This window comes from Dolichospermum sp. FACHB-1091, assembly GCF_014697585.1.
In the GTDB taxonomy this organism is placed as follows: Bacteria; Cyanobacteriota; Cyanobacteriia; order Cyanobacteriales; family Nostocaceae; genus Dolichospermum.
Map to the genome: position 1 here is coordinate 138,327 of NZ_JACJSB010000007.1, position 17,294 is coordinate 155,620.

Annotated in this window: 20 protein-coding genes; 13 read left to right on the forward strand and 7 right to left on the reverse strand. The window is 38.6% G+C overall.

The window, feature by feature from the left end:
• Positions 1–62: 62 nt before the first annotated feature.
• Entirely contained in the window at positions 63–605 is a 543-nt protein-coding gene (locus H6G25_RS06645; protein WP_190388186.1) for a hypothetical protein, read from the reverse strand.
• Between the two features lie 19 nt (positions 606–624).
• Entirely contained in the window at positions 625–1,074 is a 450-nt protein-coding gene (locus H6G25_RS06650; RefSeq protein WP_190388187.1) for a hypothetical protein, read from the reverse strand.
• Positions 1,075–1,252: 178 nt separating this feature from the next.
• Here H6G25_RS06650 and H6G25_RS06655 point away from each other — a divergent pair, with 178 nt between their 5' ends.
• From H6G25_RS06655 to H6G25_RS06665, 3 genes are all read left to right on the forward strand, one after another.
• Entirely contained in the window at positions 1,253–1,546 is a 294-nt protein-coding gene (locus H6G25_RS06655) for a hypothetical protein (RefSeq protein ID WP_028088634.1), read from the forward strand.
• Positions 1,547–1,951: a type II toxin-antitoxin system VapC family toxin gene (locus tag H6G25_RS06660; protein WP_190391797.1), complete on the forward strand. Its 405-nt coding sequence runs from the start codon at positions 1,547–1,549 to the stop codon at positions 1,949–1,951.
• A gap of 816 nt (positions 1,952–2,767) precedes the next feature.
• The gene (locus H6G25_RS06665; RefSeq protein ID WP_190391798.1) at positions 2,768–3,913 is read left to right on the forward strand and encodes a SpoIID/LytB domain-containing protein; all 1,146 of its coding nucleotides are present in this window, start codon (positions 2,768–2,770) and stop codon (positions 3,911–3,913) included.
• Positions 3,914–4,052: 139 nt separating this feature from the next.
• On the opposite strand, the gene H6G25_RS06670 is transcribed toward H6G25_RS06665, so the two are convergent.
• A complete protein-coding gene (locus H6G25_RS06670) occupies positions 4,053–5,309 on the reverse strand; it encodes a hypothetical protein (RefSeq protein WP_190391799.1) in 1,257 nt (418 codons plus the stop codon).
• 195 nt (positions 5,310–5,504) lie between these two features.
• On the opposite strand from H6G25_RS06670, the gene H6G25_RS06675 reads away from it, so the two are divergent.
• From H6G25_RS06675 to H6G25_RS06685, 3 genes are all read left to right on the forward strand, one after another.
• Positions 5,505–5,981, forward strand: a complete 477-nt coding sequence (locus H6G25_RS06675) for a hypothetical protein (RefSeq protein ID WP_190391800.1) — start codon at positions 5,505–5,507, stop codon at positions 5,979–5,981.
• A 121-nt stretch (positions 5,982–6,102) separates the two neighbouring features.
• Positions 6,103–6,372: a 30S ribosomal protein S15 gene (rpsO, locus tag H6G25_RS06680; RefSeq protein WP_028082300.1), complete on the forward strand. Its 270-nt coding sequence runs from the start codon at positions 6,103–6,105 to the stop codon at positions 6,370–6,372.
• 12 nt (positions 6,373–6,384) lie between these two features.
• Positions 6,385–6,855 (forward strand): PAM68 family protein, encoded by a 471-nt coding sequence (locus H6G25_RS06685; RefSeq protein ID WP_190391801.1) that lies wholly within the window; start codon positions 6,385–6,387, stop codon positions 6,853–6,855.
• A 453-nt stretch (positions 6,856–7,308) separates the two neighbouring features.
• On the opposite strand, the gene H6G25_RS06690 is transcribed toward H6G25_RS06685, so the two are convergent.
• The 3 genes from H6G25_RS06690 to mtnA all read right to left on the reverse strand — a co-directional run bounded on the left by H6G25_RS06690 (position 7,309) and on the right by mtnA (position 10,809).
• Positions 7,309–8,226 carry an NAD(+) kinase gene (locus tag H6G25_RS06690; RefSeq protein ID WP_190391802.1) on the reverse strand — a complete coding sequence of 306 codons (918 nt, stop codon included), beginning with the start codon at positions 8,224–8,226 and terminating at the stop codon, positions 7,309–7,311.
• Between the two features lie 162 nt (positions 8,227–8,388).
• A complete protein-coding gene (locus H6G25_RS06695) occupies positions 8,389–9,390 on the reverse strand; it encodes an SDR family oxidoreductase (RefSeq protein ID WP_190391803.1) in 1,002 nt (333 codons plus the stop codon).
• A gap of 342 nt (positions 9,391–9,732) precedes the next feature.
• Positions 9,733–10,809 (reverse strand): S-methyl-5-thioribose-1-phosphate isomerase, encoded by a 1,077-nt coding sequence (gene mtnA, locus H6G25_RS06700; RefSeq protein WP_190391828.1) that lies wholly within the window; start codon positions 10,807–10,809, stop codon positions 9,733–9,735.
• 278 nt (positions 10,810–11,087) lie between these two features.
• On the opposite strand from mtnA, the gene H6G25_RS06705 reads away from it, so the two are divergent.
• The 7 genes from H6G25_RS06705 (at position 11,088) to H6G25_RS06735 (ending at position 16,840) form a co-directional block, all read left to right on the forward strand.
• Positions 11,088–12,272 (forward strand): DUF58 domain-containing protein, encoded by a 1,185-nt coding sequence (locus H6G25_RS06705; protein ID WP_190391804.1) that lies wholly within the window; start codon positions 11,088–11,090, stop codon positions 12,270–12,272.
• Between the two features lie 41 nt (positions 12,273–12,313).
• A complete protein-coding gene (locus H6G25_RS06710; RefSeq protein ID WP_190391805.1) occupies positions 12,314–12,679 on the forward strand; it encodes a ferredoxin thioredoxin reductase catalytic beta subunit in 366 nt (121 codons plus the stop codon).
• Positions 12,676–13,068, forward strand: coding sequence for a DUF309 domain-containing protein (locus H6G25_RS06715; protein WP_190391806.1), 393 nt, complete (start codon positions 12,676–12,678; stop codon positions 13,066–13,068). The genes H6G25_RS06710 and H6G25_RS06715 overlap by 4 nt, the downstream gene beginning before the upstream one ends.
• Positions 13,069–13,562: 494 nt before the next feature.
• The gene (locus H6G25_RS06720) at positions 13,563–14,057 is read left to right on the forward strand and encodes an LptA/OstA family protein (RefSeq protein ID WP_190391807.1); all 495 of its coding nucleotides are present in this window, start codon (positions 13,563–13,565) and stop codon (positions 14,055–14,057) included.
• 27 nt (positions 14,058–14,084) lie between these two features.
• Positions 14,085–14,813, forward strand: a complete 729-nt coding sequence (lptB, locus tag H6G25_RS06725; RefSeq protein WP_190391808.1) for an LPS export ABC transporter ATP-binding protein — start codon at positions 14,085–14,087, stop codon at positions 14,811–14,813.
• A 295-nt stretch (positions 14,814–15,108) separates the two neighbouring features.
• Complete coding sequence (locus H6G25_RS06730) at positions 15,109–16,224, forward strand: LptF/LptG family permease (protein WP_190391809.1); 1,116 nt, start codon at positions 15,109–15,111, stop codon at positions 16,222–16,224.
• 175 nt (positions 16,225–16,399) lie between these two features.
• Positions 16,400–16,840 carry a hypothetical protein gene (locus H6G25_RS06735; RefSeq protein ID WP_190391810.1) on the forward strand — a complete coding sequence of 147 codons (441 nt, stop codon included), beginning with the start codon at positions 16,400–16,402 and terminating at the stop codon, positions 16,838–16,840.
• On the opposite strand, the gene H6G25_RS06740 is transcribed toward H6G25_RS06735, so the two are convergent.
• Complete coding sequence (locus H6G25_RS06740) at positions 16,837–17,280, reverse strand: ketosteroid isomerase family protein (RefSeq protein WP_190391811.1); 444 nt, start codon at positions 17,278–17,280, stop codon at positions 16,837–16,839. The genes H6G25_RS06735 and H6G25_RS06740 overlap by 4 nt on opposite strands.
• Positions 17,281–17,294: the final 14 nt, after the last annotated feature.

A 17,294-nucleotide genomic window follows, 5' to 3' on the forward strand; every position in this document is an offset into this window, starting at 1 on the left:
TACATATCTAGCGGGCAAGATGCCCGCACCACAAGAGTTTCATGATTCAGCTTTGTACTTCATCAAATCGGAAACCGCTGTAATTCTGGAGATGTCATTAATGGATTATAAACTTCCCCTTTGTAAGGTTGCCAAACATAACCAGAACTAAATGGTTGGAAACCTGGTAATGTTTCTACTTCTTCTGCAAGTGCTGTAGATAAAACTAATCCTGGAATAGATAAATTAGGTAAATCTTCTATTAGTTCACTATAGGTTCTAAATTCATCAACTTCTACACCAACTAAAGCATAACGAAAGCTAGAATCAAACTTTAGAGCTTCATAGAATAACAAACCTAACTCTGTCATTAAATAAGCACTTTCAGGGCTATATATTCCCACTTCGCTAACATTATCTGAGTAAACCCGTTCAGGGTAAACCCGACACCACCAATTGTTTTCTATATCTTGAAAAATGTCTGTGCGACACGTGCGAAACACATAAGTACTACGATTTATGAGTACCCATTGATATCCTCTTATTTCCCCAAAATATTGAGCAAATTCCTTAGCACTGCTTTCATCAGAGCCACACTCTGCTGATAAACTAAATATCCATGCCATACCTACCTCCTGTTTAGTTCTAATCAATTCTTTCCCAATCATCTTGGGTGTTTGCCAAGGCTAATTCGTACCTTTCTAGTGACATTGTAACTCTTGGCGAAATGCTAACGTGGGTTGGGCTATCCTGAACAGCTTGTAAATCTCCAGTGATGTTACTGTCATCAATTTGCCACAGGGGATCTTTTCCATATCCACCAAATTTAGCAGGTTTGCGAGGTGCTGGTAAACCTTCAATGGACAGAGAAACGGACATTCCCCCTGTATTTACAATGGCAACATCAACAAGCTCACCTTGAAACTCACGCTCTGACTCTGGTAATAAATAGCCTTGCTCATCTAGACTATCTACGGGCATTCGCTTGATATTTATATCAATATCACCCAGTCTAACTCCTAATAGTCTGGCACTTCGACCGATTTTGGGCTTGCCATCTTCGTCTGTCATGCCGCGATAGTAGAGTTTTACCATTAACTAATATTACTATATTGGGACAGAATGAATATTATCATGTCATTTCAGTGATTTTCCATTCTCTTAGCTATCCGATAACTATTTTTTGTTAATTCCTACTTTTTCAGGGATATTGTAGCTGCTATAATAGGACTCAGGTTGTCCAACAACGATATTATTTTGAAGAGGTTTAACTATGACTCAAATTATTAATCATCAATCTAATTATCAAAAATTACCCGAAATTGTCAGAACTTTAATTGACAATAATCCTCTTTATCAAGAAAACTTAGATAGAGAGAAAATGATTGAAGTGATTAATCGTAATTTTGATCCTATTGCTGTCCCTGATGTTAATAATATCTCTCAGGGGGAATTAACGAAACGGATTAAAAGTATTTTATCTTTACATTTAGTTTCAGGAATGTTAAATGATTTGACTCCAGAGCAAATGCAAATTTTTGATGAATCTGTAAAACGTGGGGGTTAAATGGGTTATTTACTAGATACGAATATTGTTTCAGCCTCACTAAAACAGAATATTGAAGTGGCATTGAAAATTACAGAAATACGTCGTCAAGGTGAATTTATCGGTATTAGTGGCATAACTTATTATGAAATTCAAAGAGGACTTTTAAGAAGTAATGCGACTAAGAAGTTGGGTTGGTTTCAACAATTTTGTCAAGATTATCCTATTTTGTTTTTAGATGATCTGAGAATATTTGAAAAAGCATCCGAAATTCATGCTGATTTAACAAACAGAGGTAAAATTATTCAGGACGCAGATATTTTGATAGCTGCTACTGCTATTATTCATAATTTAGTTTTAGTTTCTCACGATTCTGATTTAACTAGAGTTAAAGATTTGCAGTTAGAAAATTGGTTAATTTCTTAGTTAATTTTTGCATTTAGACTAGACAATGTCTTAAAGGCGATTTTTATAATGTCTGTTATTATAATGATAATCTTCAAAACGATATTTTTAAAGATATACCAAAAGAAGATTTTTTAGTAGAAATCAAGAATATAGAATATAGTGAGCAATATATAATACTGCATTTTCAGTATTTTGCGGAATTGGTATGTAAAGGTTTTTTATATTCTGAATATAATCAAGCTTTATTAGAATTATCTACCAACTCTATACTAAGTGAAATAGTCAATGATGCCATTAACATTATTATTCATGAAATAGTATATGGCAAGAATCAGCACAGGATATAGCATATTTTGAAGAGTTTACTTCTTTTTTAACTGAAATTGGTATTATTGAATGGCGCGAAAGAGATAAACGCTATAAATTTGCGGATATTTATGTATATGGTTTTGAAATTATTCGTCAAGGTGCAGTATAGAAATATTCTGAATACTAAATTGTCACAACTTTAATTAAAAATAATCTAACTTTGAAGGCAATCATCTGTTTAATTTTTCGTGAATCAAATTTTTGAAAAGACATGATCAGAAATCCGATTCATGTAATTTTTCCGAAGCGCGGACGGTTTTTTCGTGCAGGTATCTTGCCCGCTACAGGTGTACCTCACTCAAACAAAATTCGCTGTGTTTTACAGCAGTTTTTAACCCCTGTATTATGAACTATTTTGGTCTCTTTTTTACCTAAGTCTCGATAGTTCAATCTTGCTAGTGCCAACCTCCTGTCTTCGAGAATTGTTGTACTAGAATAGTAAACGCTTATGATGAAAAAATTAGAATGAAATCTCAACTGTTATTAGGCACATTTTTTTCTCAACTTAAAGGTAGACATTGGTGGATAGGTATACTGCTCTGGTTTGTCTTACTTGCTCCTGCCCAAGCGTCTGTAATTCTGCGTGTGGCAATTGCCAGAGAAGTTAAACAGGTAAAAGTCGGTGCTTCCACAACCGCTATTGTGAAAGATAGTAGGGGTAAGACACTAGGAGAATTACCAGGAATGAGACCCTTTGCTGCTCAAGCGGTTGCCGGGGGCATTGCCTTAGACAGATGGCAATCAGGGTTATTTTGGATTGAACCGGCAAATAAGGGATTTGTTTATATTGGCGATCGCTGGTTTCGTGGTAGAACCCTAGTAGTACCCACAGGTAACGGCTTAACTGCTGTGAACTGGGTAGATTTAGAAGAATATCTCTACAGCGTCATTGGTGGAGAAATGAATTCTAGCTGGCCGGAGGAAGCCCTCAAAGCCCAAGCCATTGCAGCCCGTACCTATGCCCTTTATGAGCGCGAAAGACAACGGAGAAATCCCGTTTACGATTTAGGAGCTAGTCCAGATCGTTGGCAAATTTATAAAGGTGTAAGCAGTGAATCTCCCAGAACCTACAACGCAGCAGACCAGACAGCAGGTAAGATATTAACTTACAATAATCAAATTATTCTCTCTGTTTTTCATGCTTGTTCCGGTGGACACACTGAAAACGTCGAAGATGTCTGGAGTACCAAAAAACCTTATTTGCGTGCTGTTCCCGATTTTGATCAAAAAATCAAAGAATGTAACTGGACAAAGACCTTCACTCCTGGAGAAATTAGTACCAGAATTTCCGGTATTGGTAATGTCAAAGAGATGATTATCGAAAATGTTTCACCTTTTAGAAGTGTCAAAACTCTGAAAATCATCGGTGATAAAGGCACTAAAATTCTCCAAGGTGAAGAAGTGAGAACCGCACTAAAAATTAAAAGTACGCGGTTCATTGTGAATAAAGACGCAAATGGTAGTTTTATTCTCCAAGGATTAGGTTTTGGTCATGGTTTAGGAATGAGTCAATGGGGAGCTTATGAATTAGCAAAACGTGGTGCAAACCATCTACAAATTTTAGGATATTACTATCGAGGTGTAGCCTTGACACCCATTCAAGCAAAATAGCAGTTGTCAGTTGTCAGTTGTCAGTTGTCAGTTGTCAGTTGTCAGTTGTCAGTTGTCAGTTGTCAGTTGTCAGTTGTCAGTTGTCAGTTGTCAGTTGTCAGTTGTCAGTTGTCAGTTGTCAGTTGTCAGTTGTCAGTTGTCAGTTGTCACCTATTTGCTTATTCTTAAATTCCTGTTCTAGTAAATCTGTTTCTGTAGAATAAACAGAATCTTCTTTACTAATGACTTTTTCCGTTGCAAACTCACGAGCAAAAGCTATCTTTTTCTGTAAAGAAGTATCCGCATCGGCTAATAATCTAGCTCGTTCTTGACGTTGAAAATTGCGAGTAGAAACCTGATCATTGCGTCGTTTAATCCAAAAATACCGGATTAAAGGAATAGCTAAAAACCCTGTACCATAGACCAATAAAAGTCCATAAATACCTTGAGTAAAAGCCACTAATCCGCCAATTTGAGCCGCAATTGTGCCATCTCTCAATAAATTTCCCAAAATCAAAGCCCCAATAAAATTCACTCCTCCTAAACCCGCACTGAGGAGAATTTGTCCAGAACTAGCTGCACTAAACTTCCAAGAAAATTCATGGAGGTATTCAGATATTGAACGCCGCTGTTTTTTACTGGCTTTTACCTGTAATTCTGGGAAATAATATACCATTTGACCATCTGAACTTACCTGGGGAAATCCATTAAATCTTACCAGCACAGGCAACATATAATCCTCATATTCTTGTTGATATTTTTCGCCAATATCATCTAAATAAGGAGCAATTTGTTCTGCTACTACCGCACCTTGATTATTACTAATCACCGCCCCAATGTCTTCCCAGCGGCGTTCTTCCAAATTAGCGTTAGGATCACCATCACCAAAGAGAAATGAAAACACCGCTTCAAAAAAATTCATTTCACTATTTTCGCCCTTTTCTCTCCGTCGTTCTTGGTAATTATCACCATAATTTGGGCTAAAATACCAGAATAAATCAGGGAAAAAGAAGAAATTATTACTTCTAGAACTACTACGATTATCATCATCCCGATCTGAATTAGCATTCATGATTATAGTGATAGTCACAAGAATCAGAACGATAGAAGCAACTAAAAAAATGCCAAAGGAAATCCGAATTAGGTAAAATAGCACAGACCAGATTTTTTTCCACCATTCTTGTAACCGTATTTGCAAGTATTTATTGCGTAAAATATCTCGAAAGTTGCGGGGAAATTGGTAAACAACATCACCTGATTCTGCAACCTGTAAATGTCCCCCAGCGTCAGCAGCAAGGGCTAATAAACTTTGATTGACTTCAGCTATATTTAATCCTATCTGGGTGGCCACATCACCAACTGTAACTCGGTAGCCCAGTTGTTCCACAGAACGCATAATGGCGGGATTGGGAGTCATAAACTTGCTATATTATTATATTTGGGTTTACCTTTATTTCAGTATAATTGAACTAATATTTCTTGTCTTTGCGGTTCTTAATTGCAATAATACCTTATATTGGTTTTCTGCGTTTATCCGCGCTCATCATCTTTCATCTGCGGTTAATTCATTATTCCGTAACTATCACCAATTAGCCAAATTTATAATACATACATGGTTCAGTACAGTCTCGCTCAAAGTCCAGAAATTATCCTGATTGTTCCTGGTAAAGATTCCGCTAAAGCCCGTGACAAAGCAATGGATCAGCTAATGGAACTTATGGAAGCGGGAGAATTACCAACGGAATTAGAAGCAGGATTTGGTCCACAACAGTTAATTGAAGTAAAAGAACCAACGACAGATACTTCTAATCGTGAAGATGAAATTACCCAAGCGGTTCAAGTTCTGAGTAATTTAGCCTCACTGAAATTAAAAGTCCAAGAATCACGCACCGAAGCCTTAGAAATTCGTCAAGCCATTGATGTGCTATTTTCCGATAAATCCGTCACCGAGGAAGAAATTACTCATATTAAGGAAGGTTTTAAGGTTTTGAAAAATTTTGCTCAAGCTAATCTCCGTTATCAGGAAGCCAGAGGAAAAGCAGAACAAGCTAGACAAATTTTAGATCAAGCCCTTAAATCACCAGAGTAAGCGGTAATGGTTGATTGGTACATTCCTGACTCCTGATCAGGAATTTGCCACAGGAATGGATGGGTGTGATATTATGGGAAACTGCTACACAAATTTACAAACAATAAAGACCTAATCTATCATGGCTCTGACGCAACAGCGCAAACAAGAAATCATTTCTGGCTACCAAGTTCATGAAACCGACACTGGTTCGGCTGATGTTCAAGTAGCAATGCTCACTGACCGGATTAACCAACTCAGTAAACATTTGCAAGTTAACAAGAAAGACCATTCCTCCCGCAGAGGATTATTGAAGATGATTGGTCAAAGAAAGCGTCTTTTAGCCTACATCCAAGCAGGTAGCCGGGAAAAATATCAAGCCTTAATTACTCGTCTCGGTATTCGCGGTTAGGAACTAATTCTTATGGCTGCTGAAGAATCGGAACGTAGTCCTTTACCTTTTGAACCAAACAAAAAGCGTCCAAAACCCGATAAGGCTATAAAGCAACCCATCCTCAAAACTCCAGAAACCGAGAACAAACCGCAACAGCAACGTCGTTATTCTAAACAAGAAATGGCGATTCCTGAAGTAGTCAGCCAGCGGATGATTCGCCGAGTGGCTGCTTTTTGCGGTATTCCCACATTTTTAGGTATTGCTAGTTTGGTAATTAGTTATCTGCTAGTTACCCTGGCTGATATCCAACTTCCCCCTATCGCCGTTTTATTGGTGAATATGGGATTATTTGGTTTAGGCGTGTTGGGAATTACTTATGGTGTTCTTTCTGCTTCTTGGGACGAGGAAAGACCGGGAAATATTATCGGTTTGGATGAATTTAGCACTAACTGGGGAAGGATGACCGAAGTTTGGCGTGATACTCGAAAAAAGGACGTTTGAGAAGCAGCGTAATATTATATTCATATTCGCTGAATACTTTTAAAATATCCTCTCAGCGTCTTCCATATCTGTTGATCAATTAATTTTGCTTTTTCCTCATCTCAGGTGACAATAATTTTATTTTGGGACTTCCAATTGAAAAAATATCCCACCTGTAGGGTGCGTTAGCGACAGCATAACGCACCATTTTAACTCACCATAGCCGAAATCGTTAAAGATATCAGCTTTTGGTTGGTATATATGCCCTGTGTAAGGTATAGCATAAGTTAGAAATAATTGGCAAATTAATAACTAGTTATGAACCTCTTCCAAAGTTAATGGTTTGGTTTTAAATAAGATTTGAACCATAATTTACCTACCCTGTTCAGTTTTCATGATTCGACACTAGTTAAAAGTGCTGCTGGGTAGTAGTTGGTGATAAATCACCAAAAATACACTAACTATCCAGCGACATTAAGGTAATTCTACTGAAGAAGGTTTAGCAATATGTGGTAAACCCCAACCTAGTTTTTCTCTAAGAACACGGAAAAATTCTGGTGGCTGTAGACGAATGAATCGCGCACTATAAAGCGATCGCTCTAAATAAACCCGATCTTCTGCCAAAATATAACATCCTCCATTGCCATCTACCACCATCACCAGCCGGGGAATGTTCACCGGATAGATATTAACCGGTTCACTATCGGGAAATACCAAAGCCCTAGAGGCTAGGGAATGGGGACAAATAGGTACTAACTGTAAAACGGGGACACCAGCAGTAATTACCGGACCACCCGCGCTTAATGAATAGGCTGTAGAACCAGTGGGGGTAGAAACAATAATACCATCTGCTGCAATATCCACTGGTGAATGTCGCCCTACTGCAATTTCAAAATGGCACATACAGGTTAAAGGTTCTCGATGTAACACCATTTCATTTAAGCATAGGGCTTCCCATATCACTGTATCTCCCCGGAGAACCTTAACGGTGAGCATGACCCTATCTTCAACCTGATATGCACCCGCCATTACCTGTTCTATGGCTTGGGGCAATTGGTTGAGATAAGTTTCCGTCAAAAATCCCATGTGACCCGTATTAACCGTCAGCATGGGGATACCAGAGGGGGCGACTAGGCGTGATGCTGCTAACACCGTACCATCTCCCCCCAACACCACTGCAAATTTCATATCTGAGTCAAAGCCAGGGGGCGTAAGACCTTCGATAGGTGTGTGAAAGACAGGGCTATCCGGTTGGGAATAGCCCAATATACCACCGATACTCGCAGTGATGTAAACATCCCAACCAGCAGCAGTAAGCTTGTCTTTTAGTTGAATAGCGACACTACTCGCTATCGGTTTCACGTCGTTATAGATAATGCCTGCTTTCGGCACACTCAAATATCCAAGTTTAAGGGATGACTTTTCTGTATCTAATGGTTACACATTTTTGACCAATATAACCATTAGCCTCACATTTGTTGAAAAAGTCTTTTCGTTAGGGATAGAAATTACGAATCACCCCGTCAGAAAGAGATCCAAAATCCACAATCCCATTTATTGACTATTGGCTTTGGAAGATTGTTTAAAGGGAGTCTTTTTACTTTTAAGCTTTTTGATTTTAGCTTTCTCGTAATCTAACTCTTTTAGCTTCTTCATAATCCGGCTGAAGTATTCTTGTAGGTAAACTTCCAGGGTGGTAGTTTGTTCTTTGTCCAACCCAAAGACAGTATATACTTCGTCCATCGCTTCTGCATTTAAAGCTTTTCCGCTAGCTAAAACCTCTGTAAAAGCTAATCTATCCGCAACATTCCATCCCCACTGAAAAAAGCGGAGGAAATTTTGGACAGTCCGTAGTAAAGCTAGAGGCATTCGTGTAACTTTTGCGTCTCTATCAGATAAGTTTTCACAAAGATTAATAATTTCCTCAGCACTCCAAGCGCGAGTTCCCACCACAGGGAAAGACTGCTTTTCTGTTTCTGGCACACTCAAAGCACGAATAGCAAATTTAGCAATATCCTGAGTATCCATGTAGGCGATTGGTGAAGACTTACCTGTTACCCATACTGGTTGTTTTTCTAAAATAGGTATACCATATTGACCAATTAACCCTTGCATAAAACCAGCCAAACGTAAAATTGTATAGTTTAAGCCAGATTCTGCTAAAAACACTTCTGTACAGCGCTTAATTTCCATCAGCGGAACATTGGGGTATTGATCAGCATCTAAAATCGAAAAAAAGATAAACCTTTCCACACCAGCGGCTTTAGCAGCTTGAATTAATGCTACTTTCCCATCCCAGTCTACCTCTTTAATAGTTAGAGAATCTGTAGGACGAGATGTGGCGGCATCAATAACTGCGGTTACACCGGTCAACGCTTCTGCAAGACTTTGAGAATTACACAAGTTACCGCGTACCAGTTCAGCGCCCCATTCTTTAAGAAACGCTGCTTTTTTAGGACTGCGAACTAAACAGCGGACTTTGTATCCTTCATCAATTGCGCGACGGGCTACTTGTCTTCCCAATGTGCCAGTTGCACCGACTATTAATAATGTCATGGGGTTGGTTATATATTTTAATGTTTATGAAAAGAATCTTAACAGAACTTTGTAAATAAAACTTTACAAATTTTCCCGTAAGGGTAAAGGTGAAGGCATACTTAAAGGTGAGCCATAGGCAAAACCGCACCCTTAGCCCATCCAGTACTAAAAGTTTATCCGACTGGATTCCCAGTAAATCCTTAAAGACTACCTTCCGCACCCTAAACTGTCACATAATGAAAATTGGTCTTTTAGAGATTTGAGATTGGCGAACTGCTTATAGCAGCACTTCGCTATCACCATCCAAAATTTCCAAATTTTTGTATCAAAATTATCATTCTAGGTGTTCAAGATCCAAAATTACCGATCATGACATCTGGGTGCGGAATGTGGGTTAAACAGTGTTTTTTTTCCAGCATTTAATAAATCACCTGGAGAAAAAGCACCATTTTCTGTAATAATCGCTGTAATTAAATCCGCAGGTGTGACATCAAAAGCCGGGTTATAAAATTCTACTCCTGGAGGGGTGAGAATAGTTTCACCTATTTGATATATTTCCCCTGGGTGACGTTCTTCAATGGGAATTTGAGTACCATTAGCTATTTGAAAATCTACGGTGGATAAAGGTGCAGCGACAAAGAAAGGGATATGATGGGATTTGGCGACAATAGCTAAACTGTAAGTTCCGATTTTATTAGCAGTGTCACCATTAGCAGCTATTCTATCAGCGCCTACAACTACAGCATCTATTAAACCTTGTTTCATGCAGTGGGCGGCCATATTATCGGTAATTACTGTGACTGGAATCCCTTCTTGTACACATTCCCAAGCGGTGAGTTTTGCCCCTTGCAAGCGGGGACGGGTTTCATCTGCAAATACTCTAGCTAAACGTCCTTGTTTCCAAGCGGAACGGACTACACCTAAAGCTGTACCATATCCAGCCGTGGCTAAAGCACCTGCGTTACAATGGGTGAGGATAATTAGTTTTTCTGGGGTTTGTGGTAACGCGCCTAAACCATGATCGCCTATAGCTTGACAAGTTTGTAAGTCTTCGGCATTGATATTTTTAGCTGTTTCTAAAAGAGTTTCTTGAATTTCTGCAACTGTTCCCAAAGTTTCATAAGCCGTTTGCATCATTCTACCAATTGCCCAAAATAAATTTACCGCAGTGGGACGGGTAGAACGCAATAAATTGGCCACTTTCTCTAGTTTAGCTAAAAACTCCTGGCGATCGCTGGTTTCAATTTCTCTAGCCCCTAAATACATTCCATAAGCAGCAGCCACTCCAATTGCTGGCGCACCTCTAACAATCATAGTGGTAATAGCTTCGGCCATATCTTGACTGCGGTGAATTTCCACCACTGTATATTCATTGGGTAGGCGAGTTTGATCAATCAGTGATACTGAATTATTATGCCAAGTAACGGGATAAACCATGTTATCAGTTGTTGGTTGTAGGGGTTTAGTTAGGTGGACGGTTAACCATATATACACAGGTAAAATTTACCTGAGTGGGTTGTAAAGTCTGAATTTTTATCTATTTCGCTGAGGCGGACTTTGTTTGTATAGCCGCGACTTCCAGTCACCAGGGCTTCTAGAATCTTATGTATTATGCCAGTTGCACGTCGTCCTCATATAACAATCCTTAATCATTATTAAACAAATTTATCGCCTATTACTATTGCCTTTTCTACAAATTAAGTTAAAAAAGAAAGATGAAAATTACCAAAAAAATCAGCTATTGGCTGGAAACCCACGCTTGTGCGCCTGCTTATAGCGGTTGGGTGTTAGTGGGAATCTCTATATGTTATTTAGGTGCGGGTATTAATACCATGGCTGGCTGGCTATATGTTATCAGTGGAGTCAGTTTCGCGCTTTTGGCAATATCAGCTTTTATGTCTGTGCGATCGCTTGTGGGTATAATTGTTAAACGTCGTTCTATTGCACCAGTAACCGCTGGTGATGATCTAAAAATTGAGATCGAAGTTCATAATCATAGACAACAACCAGTAAGTTTATTACAAGTCAGGGACATAATCCCTTATGTTTTAGGTCAGCCAGTCCAGCAAAGTATTGAAGTTATTCAACCACAGGATAGTTACCGCTGGATATATTATCTTCCTACCCAACAGCGGGGGGTTTACCGCTGGCACAGAGTAGAATTAGCAACAGGTGCGCCTTGGGGTTTATTTTGGTGTCGTCGTCAGCGACAATGTGAAGCTATGGCAATAGTTTATCCTACCGTCTTATCCCTCAACAATTGCCCTTTAATTGATGAAATCGGACAAGACGATAGCCACCGGGGAGATCCTCGTGGTAGACCATTACAAACTGCTACAACGGGATTAGTGCGATCGCTACGTCCTTATCGCCTTGGTGATCCGACCCGATTAATTCATTGGCGGACTAGCGCCCGTTATGGAGAATTACGAGTGCGGGAATTGGAAGTTATTACTGCTGGACAGGAAATTATTATTGCCATAGATAGTTCCTTCCAATGGGAACAGGAGTTATTTGAACAAGCGGTAATTACTGCTGCTTCTTTGTATTTCTATGCCCAGAAACAAAAACTGCAAGTGCAACTCTGGACAGCAGCTACAGGTTTAATTAAAGGAGATATCCCAGTTCTAGAAACCTTAGCGGCCACCAACCCCCTGGAAAAAAACAGCATACCACCAGATCATAGTCCCTTAATTTGGCTGACACAAAACTCCTTTACCACATCCTCTTTACCCTTTTTACCCTTTGGTAGTCGTTGGGTACTCTGGCAAAATCCAGATTCACTCGCAGAAACCGTCATTAATCGAGAATATCCTGGTATTATTATTCAAAACGAACAAGAACTACAACCTCAATTACAAAAAGCTCTGAGTTTGTTTGAAAGTGATTTCTCTCACTGACCGTGATGTACAATGCAAAGAAACATTAAAATTTATCAGCAATGACTACACCACAAGTAAATTTAAAATCTAGTGATAAAAGCCTAGAAGCAATGCGGAATTTTTCCGAACAATACGCCAAACGGACGGGAACATTCTTCTGTTCTGAACTTTCCGTTACCGCAGTTGTTATTGAAGGGCTGGCCAAGCACAAAGACGACCTGGGAGCGCCTTTATGTCCCTGTCGCCATTATGAGGATAAAGAGGCCGAAGTTAACGCCGCTTTTTGGAACTGTCCCTGCGTACCTATGCGCGAACGTAAAGAATGTCACTGTATGCTGTTCCTCACCCCTGATAATGATTTTGTCGGTGATAAACAAGAAATATCCATGGAAACTATTAAAGAAGTTCGGGATAGTATGGGATGAATGAAACCATGCCTGATGAGTTTTGGCATGGTATAGAACAGTTCAATGCGGGAGAGTTCTATGCTTGTCATGACATTCTAGAAGCAATCTGGATCGATAGTCTCGAACCAGATAAAACTTTTTATCAAGGTATTCTCCAAATCGCTGTAGGACTCTATCATCTAGGTAATTGTAACCGACGAGGGGCGATGATCCTTTTAGGAGAAGGTAGTAATCGCCTTAGACGTTATCTACCTACCTACGGCGGTATTAATGTGGAAAAATTATTGACCCAAAGTGTAGATTTATTAACAATACTACAACAGGAAAGTTTAGAAACATTGGCAAATACTGAATTGGTAGAAAATCAAATTTGGCTTTTACCCAGCATTTCCCTGAGTCATGATTAGCGTCTAAACTATGATTTGTATGATTTGTATGACTTAATCCTTTAATCATCTCCTGTAGGGTGCGTCTTCAATAATTCGGTAATAATTAACTAATTAACAAAATTTTGGCATTTGACGCACCTAAGCAATATACCATTTGCGGTCAATTAATGTCTAAACCATGACTTGTATAAGTATGATTTAATAATTTTTTGTAAGTACATAGATACAGCAATTTCCGATGTTATGAGGTACAGATATTAATGATAAAAATCTTGTGGTGCGGGCATCTTGCCCGCTAAAATTGTACCTCATTTAGATGAAATTCACTGTATGTAAAAATCAATAACTTAGTAACAATTAACTAAGAAATTCTTGCCAGTTTTGATCAAACATTTTCAAAGGGAAACTAAAATTTAAAACCACCGTCCATTTTTGCTATAGAACTCATACCCATATTTGATTTTTATTTCTCTATTCCCTATTCCCTATCTATTCCCTATTGCCTGACTTTTATGATACCTTCTTATCAATTGCTAAAATCACAGATAAGCAGCTTAGGATTGGCTTTATTGCTGCCAATTTCCTTTGTGGGTACGGTGGCATTGTCTACCCAAATCCAACCTGCTATAGCCAAACCTGGGGGCAATCGTCCTTTGACTATCCGCTCTGATGTCCAAGAATATGACGCGAAAACCCAAGTAATTACTGCCCGTGGTAATGTGCAAATGCTGTATCCGGCTCGTCAAATTCAAGCCACTTCCGCTCAAGCACAATACTTCAACAAGGAAAGACGGATTGATTTCAGTGGCAATGTTTACATTTTACAACGGGGTACTAATAGTATTCGCGCGGAAAAAGTCACCTATTTAATTGACGAAGGTAAATTTATTGCCCTACCTCAGTCTAATCGTCAAGTAGAATCTATCTACATGATAGAGGATTCTAACCCAAGTGGAGAAACTGCTAAACCAGCCCCAAAAACTCCAGCCCTGAAACGTTCTAATTAGTATTTACCAACAGAGAACAGCCCAAGAGTGAAAATTATTTTAGAGAATATCCAGAAATCCTACAGTAAACGATTAATCGTTAATCACGTTAGCCTTTCCGTCGGTCAAGGAGAAGTTGTCGGTTTACTCGGTCCCAATGGTGCTGGAAAAACAACAACATTTTATATTGCTACAGGTTTAGAAAAACCTAATCATGGTAAAGTATGGCTAGATAATTTGGATATTACTAATTATCCCATGCACAAAAGGGCTAGATTAGGTATTGGCTATTTAGCCCAAGAACCAAGTGTATTTCGTCATCTTTCAGTACAAGAAAATATTCTCCTGGTATTTGAACAAACTCAAGTTCCTAGAAGAGAATGGGGAAAAAGACTACATATTTTATTGCGGGAGTTTCGCTTAGAAAAAGTGGCTGGTAGTAAAGGTATTCAACTTTCTGGAGGTGAACGACGACGCACAGAATTAGCTAGGGCTTTAGCCGCAGGTAAAGATGGACCAAAATTCCTCTTTTTAGATGAACCTTTTGCAGGAGTTGACCCCATTGCTGTCTCTGAAATTCAGGAAATTGTCCGCCAATTACGCGATCGAGGTATGGGTGTATTAATTACAGATCATAATGTCCGTGAAACCCTGTCCATTACAAACCGTGCTTATATCATGCGCGAAGGACAAATTCTCGCCTTTGGTCACGCTGATGAACTCTATAATAATCCTTTGGTGCGACAATACTATTTAGGTGATAATTTCTCTGTTTAAATTGTTTAAATTAATTTTTAAGCATTTCTATAGTATTTCTAGTCTCCCTCTAATGCAGGAATCATGAATTGAACGCAGATAAACGCAAATAAACGCAGATAAATCTGTACTTTGGTAGGGTAGGAAATAATATAAATTAAAATATAAAATTGCAAAATATGCCTACACCACCCCAGCTATCAAAATCTTAAACTTTGCGCCTTTGCTCCTTTATATCTTTGCGCGAAACATAATCATGATACATAAACAATTTAAACCATTCTCTCATTTCATCTCACTGTTTTCCTTTTCTATCATGGATCGCTATTTGGCGCTCCAATTACTTCCACCATTTTTATTTGGTGTTGGTGCATTTACTTCTGTAGTTTTAGCAATTGATAGCTTATTTGAATTATTACGAAAAGTTGTAGAATCTGGTTTACCACTTAACATCGCTTTAGAAGTTTTCTTATTAAAGCTACCTTATGTTATGGTTTACTCTTTTCCCATGTCCACTTTGTTAGCTACTTTAATGACTTATAGTCGTCTTTCTAGCGAAAGTGAATTAATTGCATTACGTGGCTGTGGTGTTAGTGTTTATCGCATGGTTTTAACGGCTGTAGTGTTAAGTTTTGCAGTTACGATCATGACTTATATATTTAATGAGCAAATTGCTCCAGCCGCAAATTATCGAGCCACTGTTACTCTAGAAAAAGCCCTGAAATCAGATCAACCTTCTTTTAAACAACAAAATATTTACTATCCTGAATATGGGGAAATTAAGCAACCGGACGGGAGCAAAAATAAAATACTTTCCCGTTTATTTTATGCTGATCAGTTTGATGGTAAACAAATGAAGGGTTTAACAATTATAGACCGTTCTCGCGGTGGAGTTGATCAAATTGTCGTTTCTGAATCAGCTAAATGGAACAGTAAAAAACAAGTTTGGGATTTTTATAATGGTACTATTTATTTGGTAGCGACCGATCGCTCCTATCGCAATATTTTACGATTTGAACATCAGCAATTACAACTACCCAGCACACCTTTAACTTTAGCGAAAAATAGTCGGGATTATGGGGAAATGAATATTTCACAAGCCTTAGAACAACTGGAAATCGAACGTTTGGGCGGTAATGATCAAAAAATTCGCAAGCTAGAAGTGCGAATTCAACAGAAAATCGCCTTTCCCTTTATCTGTGTAATTTTTGGCTTAGTTGGCTCAGTTATGGGTAGCATACCTCAACGCACTGGAAGAGGAACAAGTTTTGGTATTAGTGTGATTGTCATTTTCAGTTATTACCTACTATTATCCGTCTCTGGAGCTTTAGCACAGGCTGGTATTCTTTCTCCTCTAATCGGTGCATGGCTACCTAATTTATTTGGATTAGGGACAGGTTTATTTCTATTAGTGCGCGTAGCTGGCAGATAAATGTTGATGATTAAAATAATGATTAAGAAATATTAACTTAATTAATAACTTTTGCTAAATTTATTTGACATATCAGTTTAACTTATTAAATACTGTGAATATAGGGCTGCTTGCAGATGATCCCGATTATTTGGTTACTAAACATAAAAATCCCTAATTTGATAGAATTTCAACTATGGAAGCTTTATTTTGCCTATCACCCCGCTATCGTCTAGATGATGAATCACCTTGGTTAGAAGGAATTGATCCTAGTCGTCATTACTGGATTGCGGTGAATGGAGATAAAAAAGCAACAGTGTCTATCCCCGGACTCTTAGTATCTTCTATAACTGAATTTAAACAAGTTATCCGTCAGTTTCGCTCTCTCCAACCCGGTGAAATGATGAGTTTGGTGAGAATTTCCAGCGTTTCTATAATTCACTGTATTTCTCCTAACTGCTATGGTCTAGAATCAAAAATTAATGATGCTGCTGTATGGCATCTTTTTGATCAGGAAACCTTAGATAGCTTGTTAATGACAGCACATCCAGATTGGCAGTGTTCACAGTCTGATATCGAACTAGGTAGAAAATTGCTATTCCGTTCTTTAGCTCAAGCTGCTGCTGCTAAAGGCTAAGGGAGATCAATTGTATATTCTTTATCGGGTGGCCGTAAGCATAGCAAATCTTGGGGTGAGGCTAAAAGCTTGATTTTAGCTTCGATGATTTGTTTATTTTGGTTGAGAATGAATAACCACAGGACATTGACACCACACCAAGAAGTTTCCGCTTTACCTGTCACCTGAATTTGAGTATGATCATCTGGTAAATTTTCACTTATTCCTTGTTGCGGGTAGGCTTTAATATCTTGTGCTTCTTTGTCAAGATAAGTAGCGATCGCATCTTGTCCGATAATAGCAGATTCAAATGGTGGGTAAATAAGACCATCCTCCGCAAATAAAGCAGCGGTTTGTGTAAATTCCCCAGCATTTAAAGTAGTAAAGTAATTTAAAATTGTTGTTTCTGTGACTCCTGAAATCTCAATTTCTCCTGGTGGTGAGAATTTAGCAACGGTCATGTATTTACCTGTAT

Bases quoted from the DNA above. Each gene is read 5' to 3' on its own strand.
- H6G25_RS06645 (WP_190388186.1), bottom strand. From the start codon at position 605: ATGGCATGGATATTTAGTTTATCAGCAGAGTGTGGCTCTGATGAAAGC.
- H6G25_RS06650 (WP_190388187.1), bottom strand. From the start codon at position 1,074: ATGGTAAAACTCTACTATCGCGGCATGACAGACGAAGATGGCAAGCCC.
- H6G25_RS06655 (WP_028088634.1), top strand. From the start codon at position 1,253: ATGACTCAAATTATTAATCATCAATCTAATTATCAAAAATTACCCGAA.
- H6G25_RS06660 (WP_190391797.1), top strand. From the start codon at position 1,547: ATGGGTTATTTACTAGATACGAATATTGTTTCAGCCTCACTAAAACAG.
- H6G25_RS06665 (WP_190391798.1), top strand. From the start codon at position 2,768: ATGAAATCTCAACTGTTATTAGGCACATTTTTTTCTCAACTTAAAGGT.
- H6G25_RS06670 (WP_190391799.1), bottom strand. From the start codon at position 5,309: ATGACTCCCAATCCCGCCATTATGCGTTCTGTGGAACAACTGGGCTAC.
- H6G25_RS06675 (WP_190391800.1), top strand. From the start codon at position 5,505: ATGGTTCAGTACAGTCTCGCTCAAAGTCCAGAAATTATCCTGATTGTT.
- rpsO (WP_028082300.1), top strand. From the start codon at position 6,103: ATGGCTCTGACGCAACAGCGCAAACAAGAAATCATTTCTGGCTACCAA.
- H6G25_RS06685 (WP_190391801.1), top strand. From the start codon at position 6,385: ATGGCTGCTGAAGAATCGGAACGTAGTCCTTTACCTTTTGAACCAAAC.
- H6G25_RS06695 (WP_190391803.1), bottom strand. From the start codon at position 9,390: ATGACATTATTAATAGTCGGTGCAACTGGCACATTGGGAAGACAAGTA.
- mtnA (WP_190391828.1), bottom strand. From the start codon at position 10,809: ATGGTTTATCCCGTTACTTGGCATAATAATTCAGTATCACTGATTGAT.
- H6G25_RS06705 (WP_190391804.1), top strand. From the start codon at position 11,088: ATGAAAATTACCAAAAAAATCAGCTATTGGCTGGAAACCCACGCTTGT.
- H6G25_RS06710 (WP_190391805.1), top strand. From the start codon at position 12,314: ATGACTACACCACAAGTAAATTTAAAATCTAGTGATAAAAGCCTAGAA.
- H6G25_RS06715 (WP_190391806.1), top strand. From the start codon at position 12,676: ATGAATGAAACCATGCCTGATGAGTTTTGGCATGGTATAGAACAGTTC.
- H6G25_RS06720 (WP_190391807.1), top strand. From the start codon at position 13,563: ATGATACCTTCTTATCAATTGCTAAAATCACAGATAAGCAGCTTAGGA.
- H6G25_RS06730 (WP_190391809.1), top strand. From the start codon at position 15,109: ATGGATCGCTATTTGGCGCTCCAATTACTTCCACCATTTTTATTTGGT.
- H6G25_RS06735 (WP_190391810.1), top strand. From the start codon at position 16,400: ATGGAAGCTTTATTTTGCCTATCACCCCGCTATCGTCTAGATGATGAA.
- H6G25_RS06740 (WP_190391811.1), bottom strand. From the start codon at position 17,280: ATGACCGTTGCTAAATTCTCACCACCAGGAGAAATTGAGATTTCAGGA.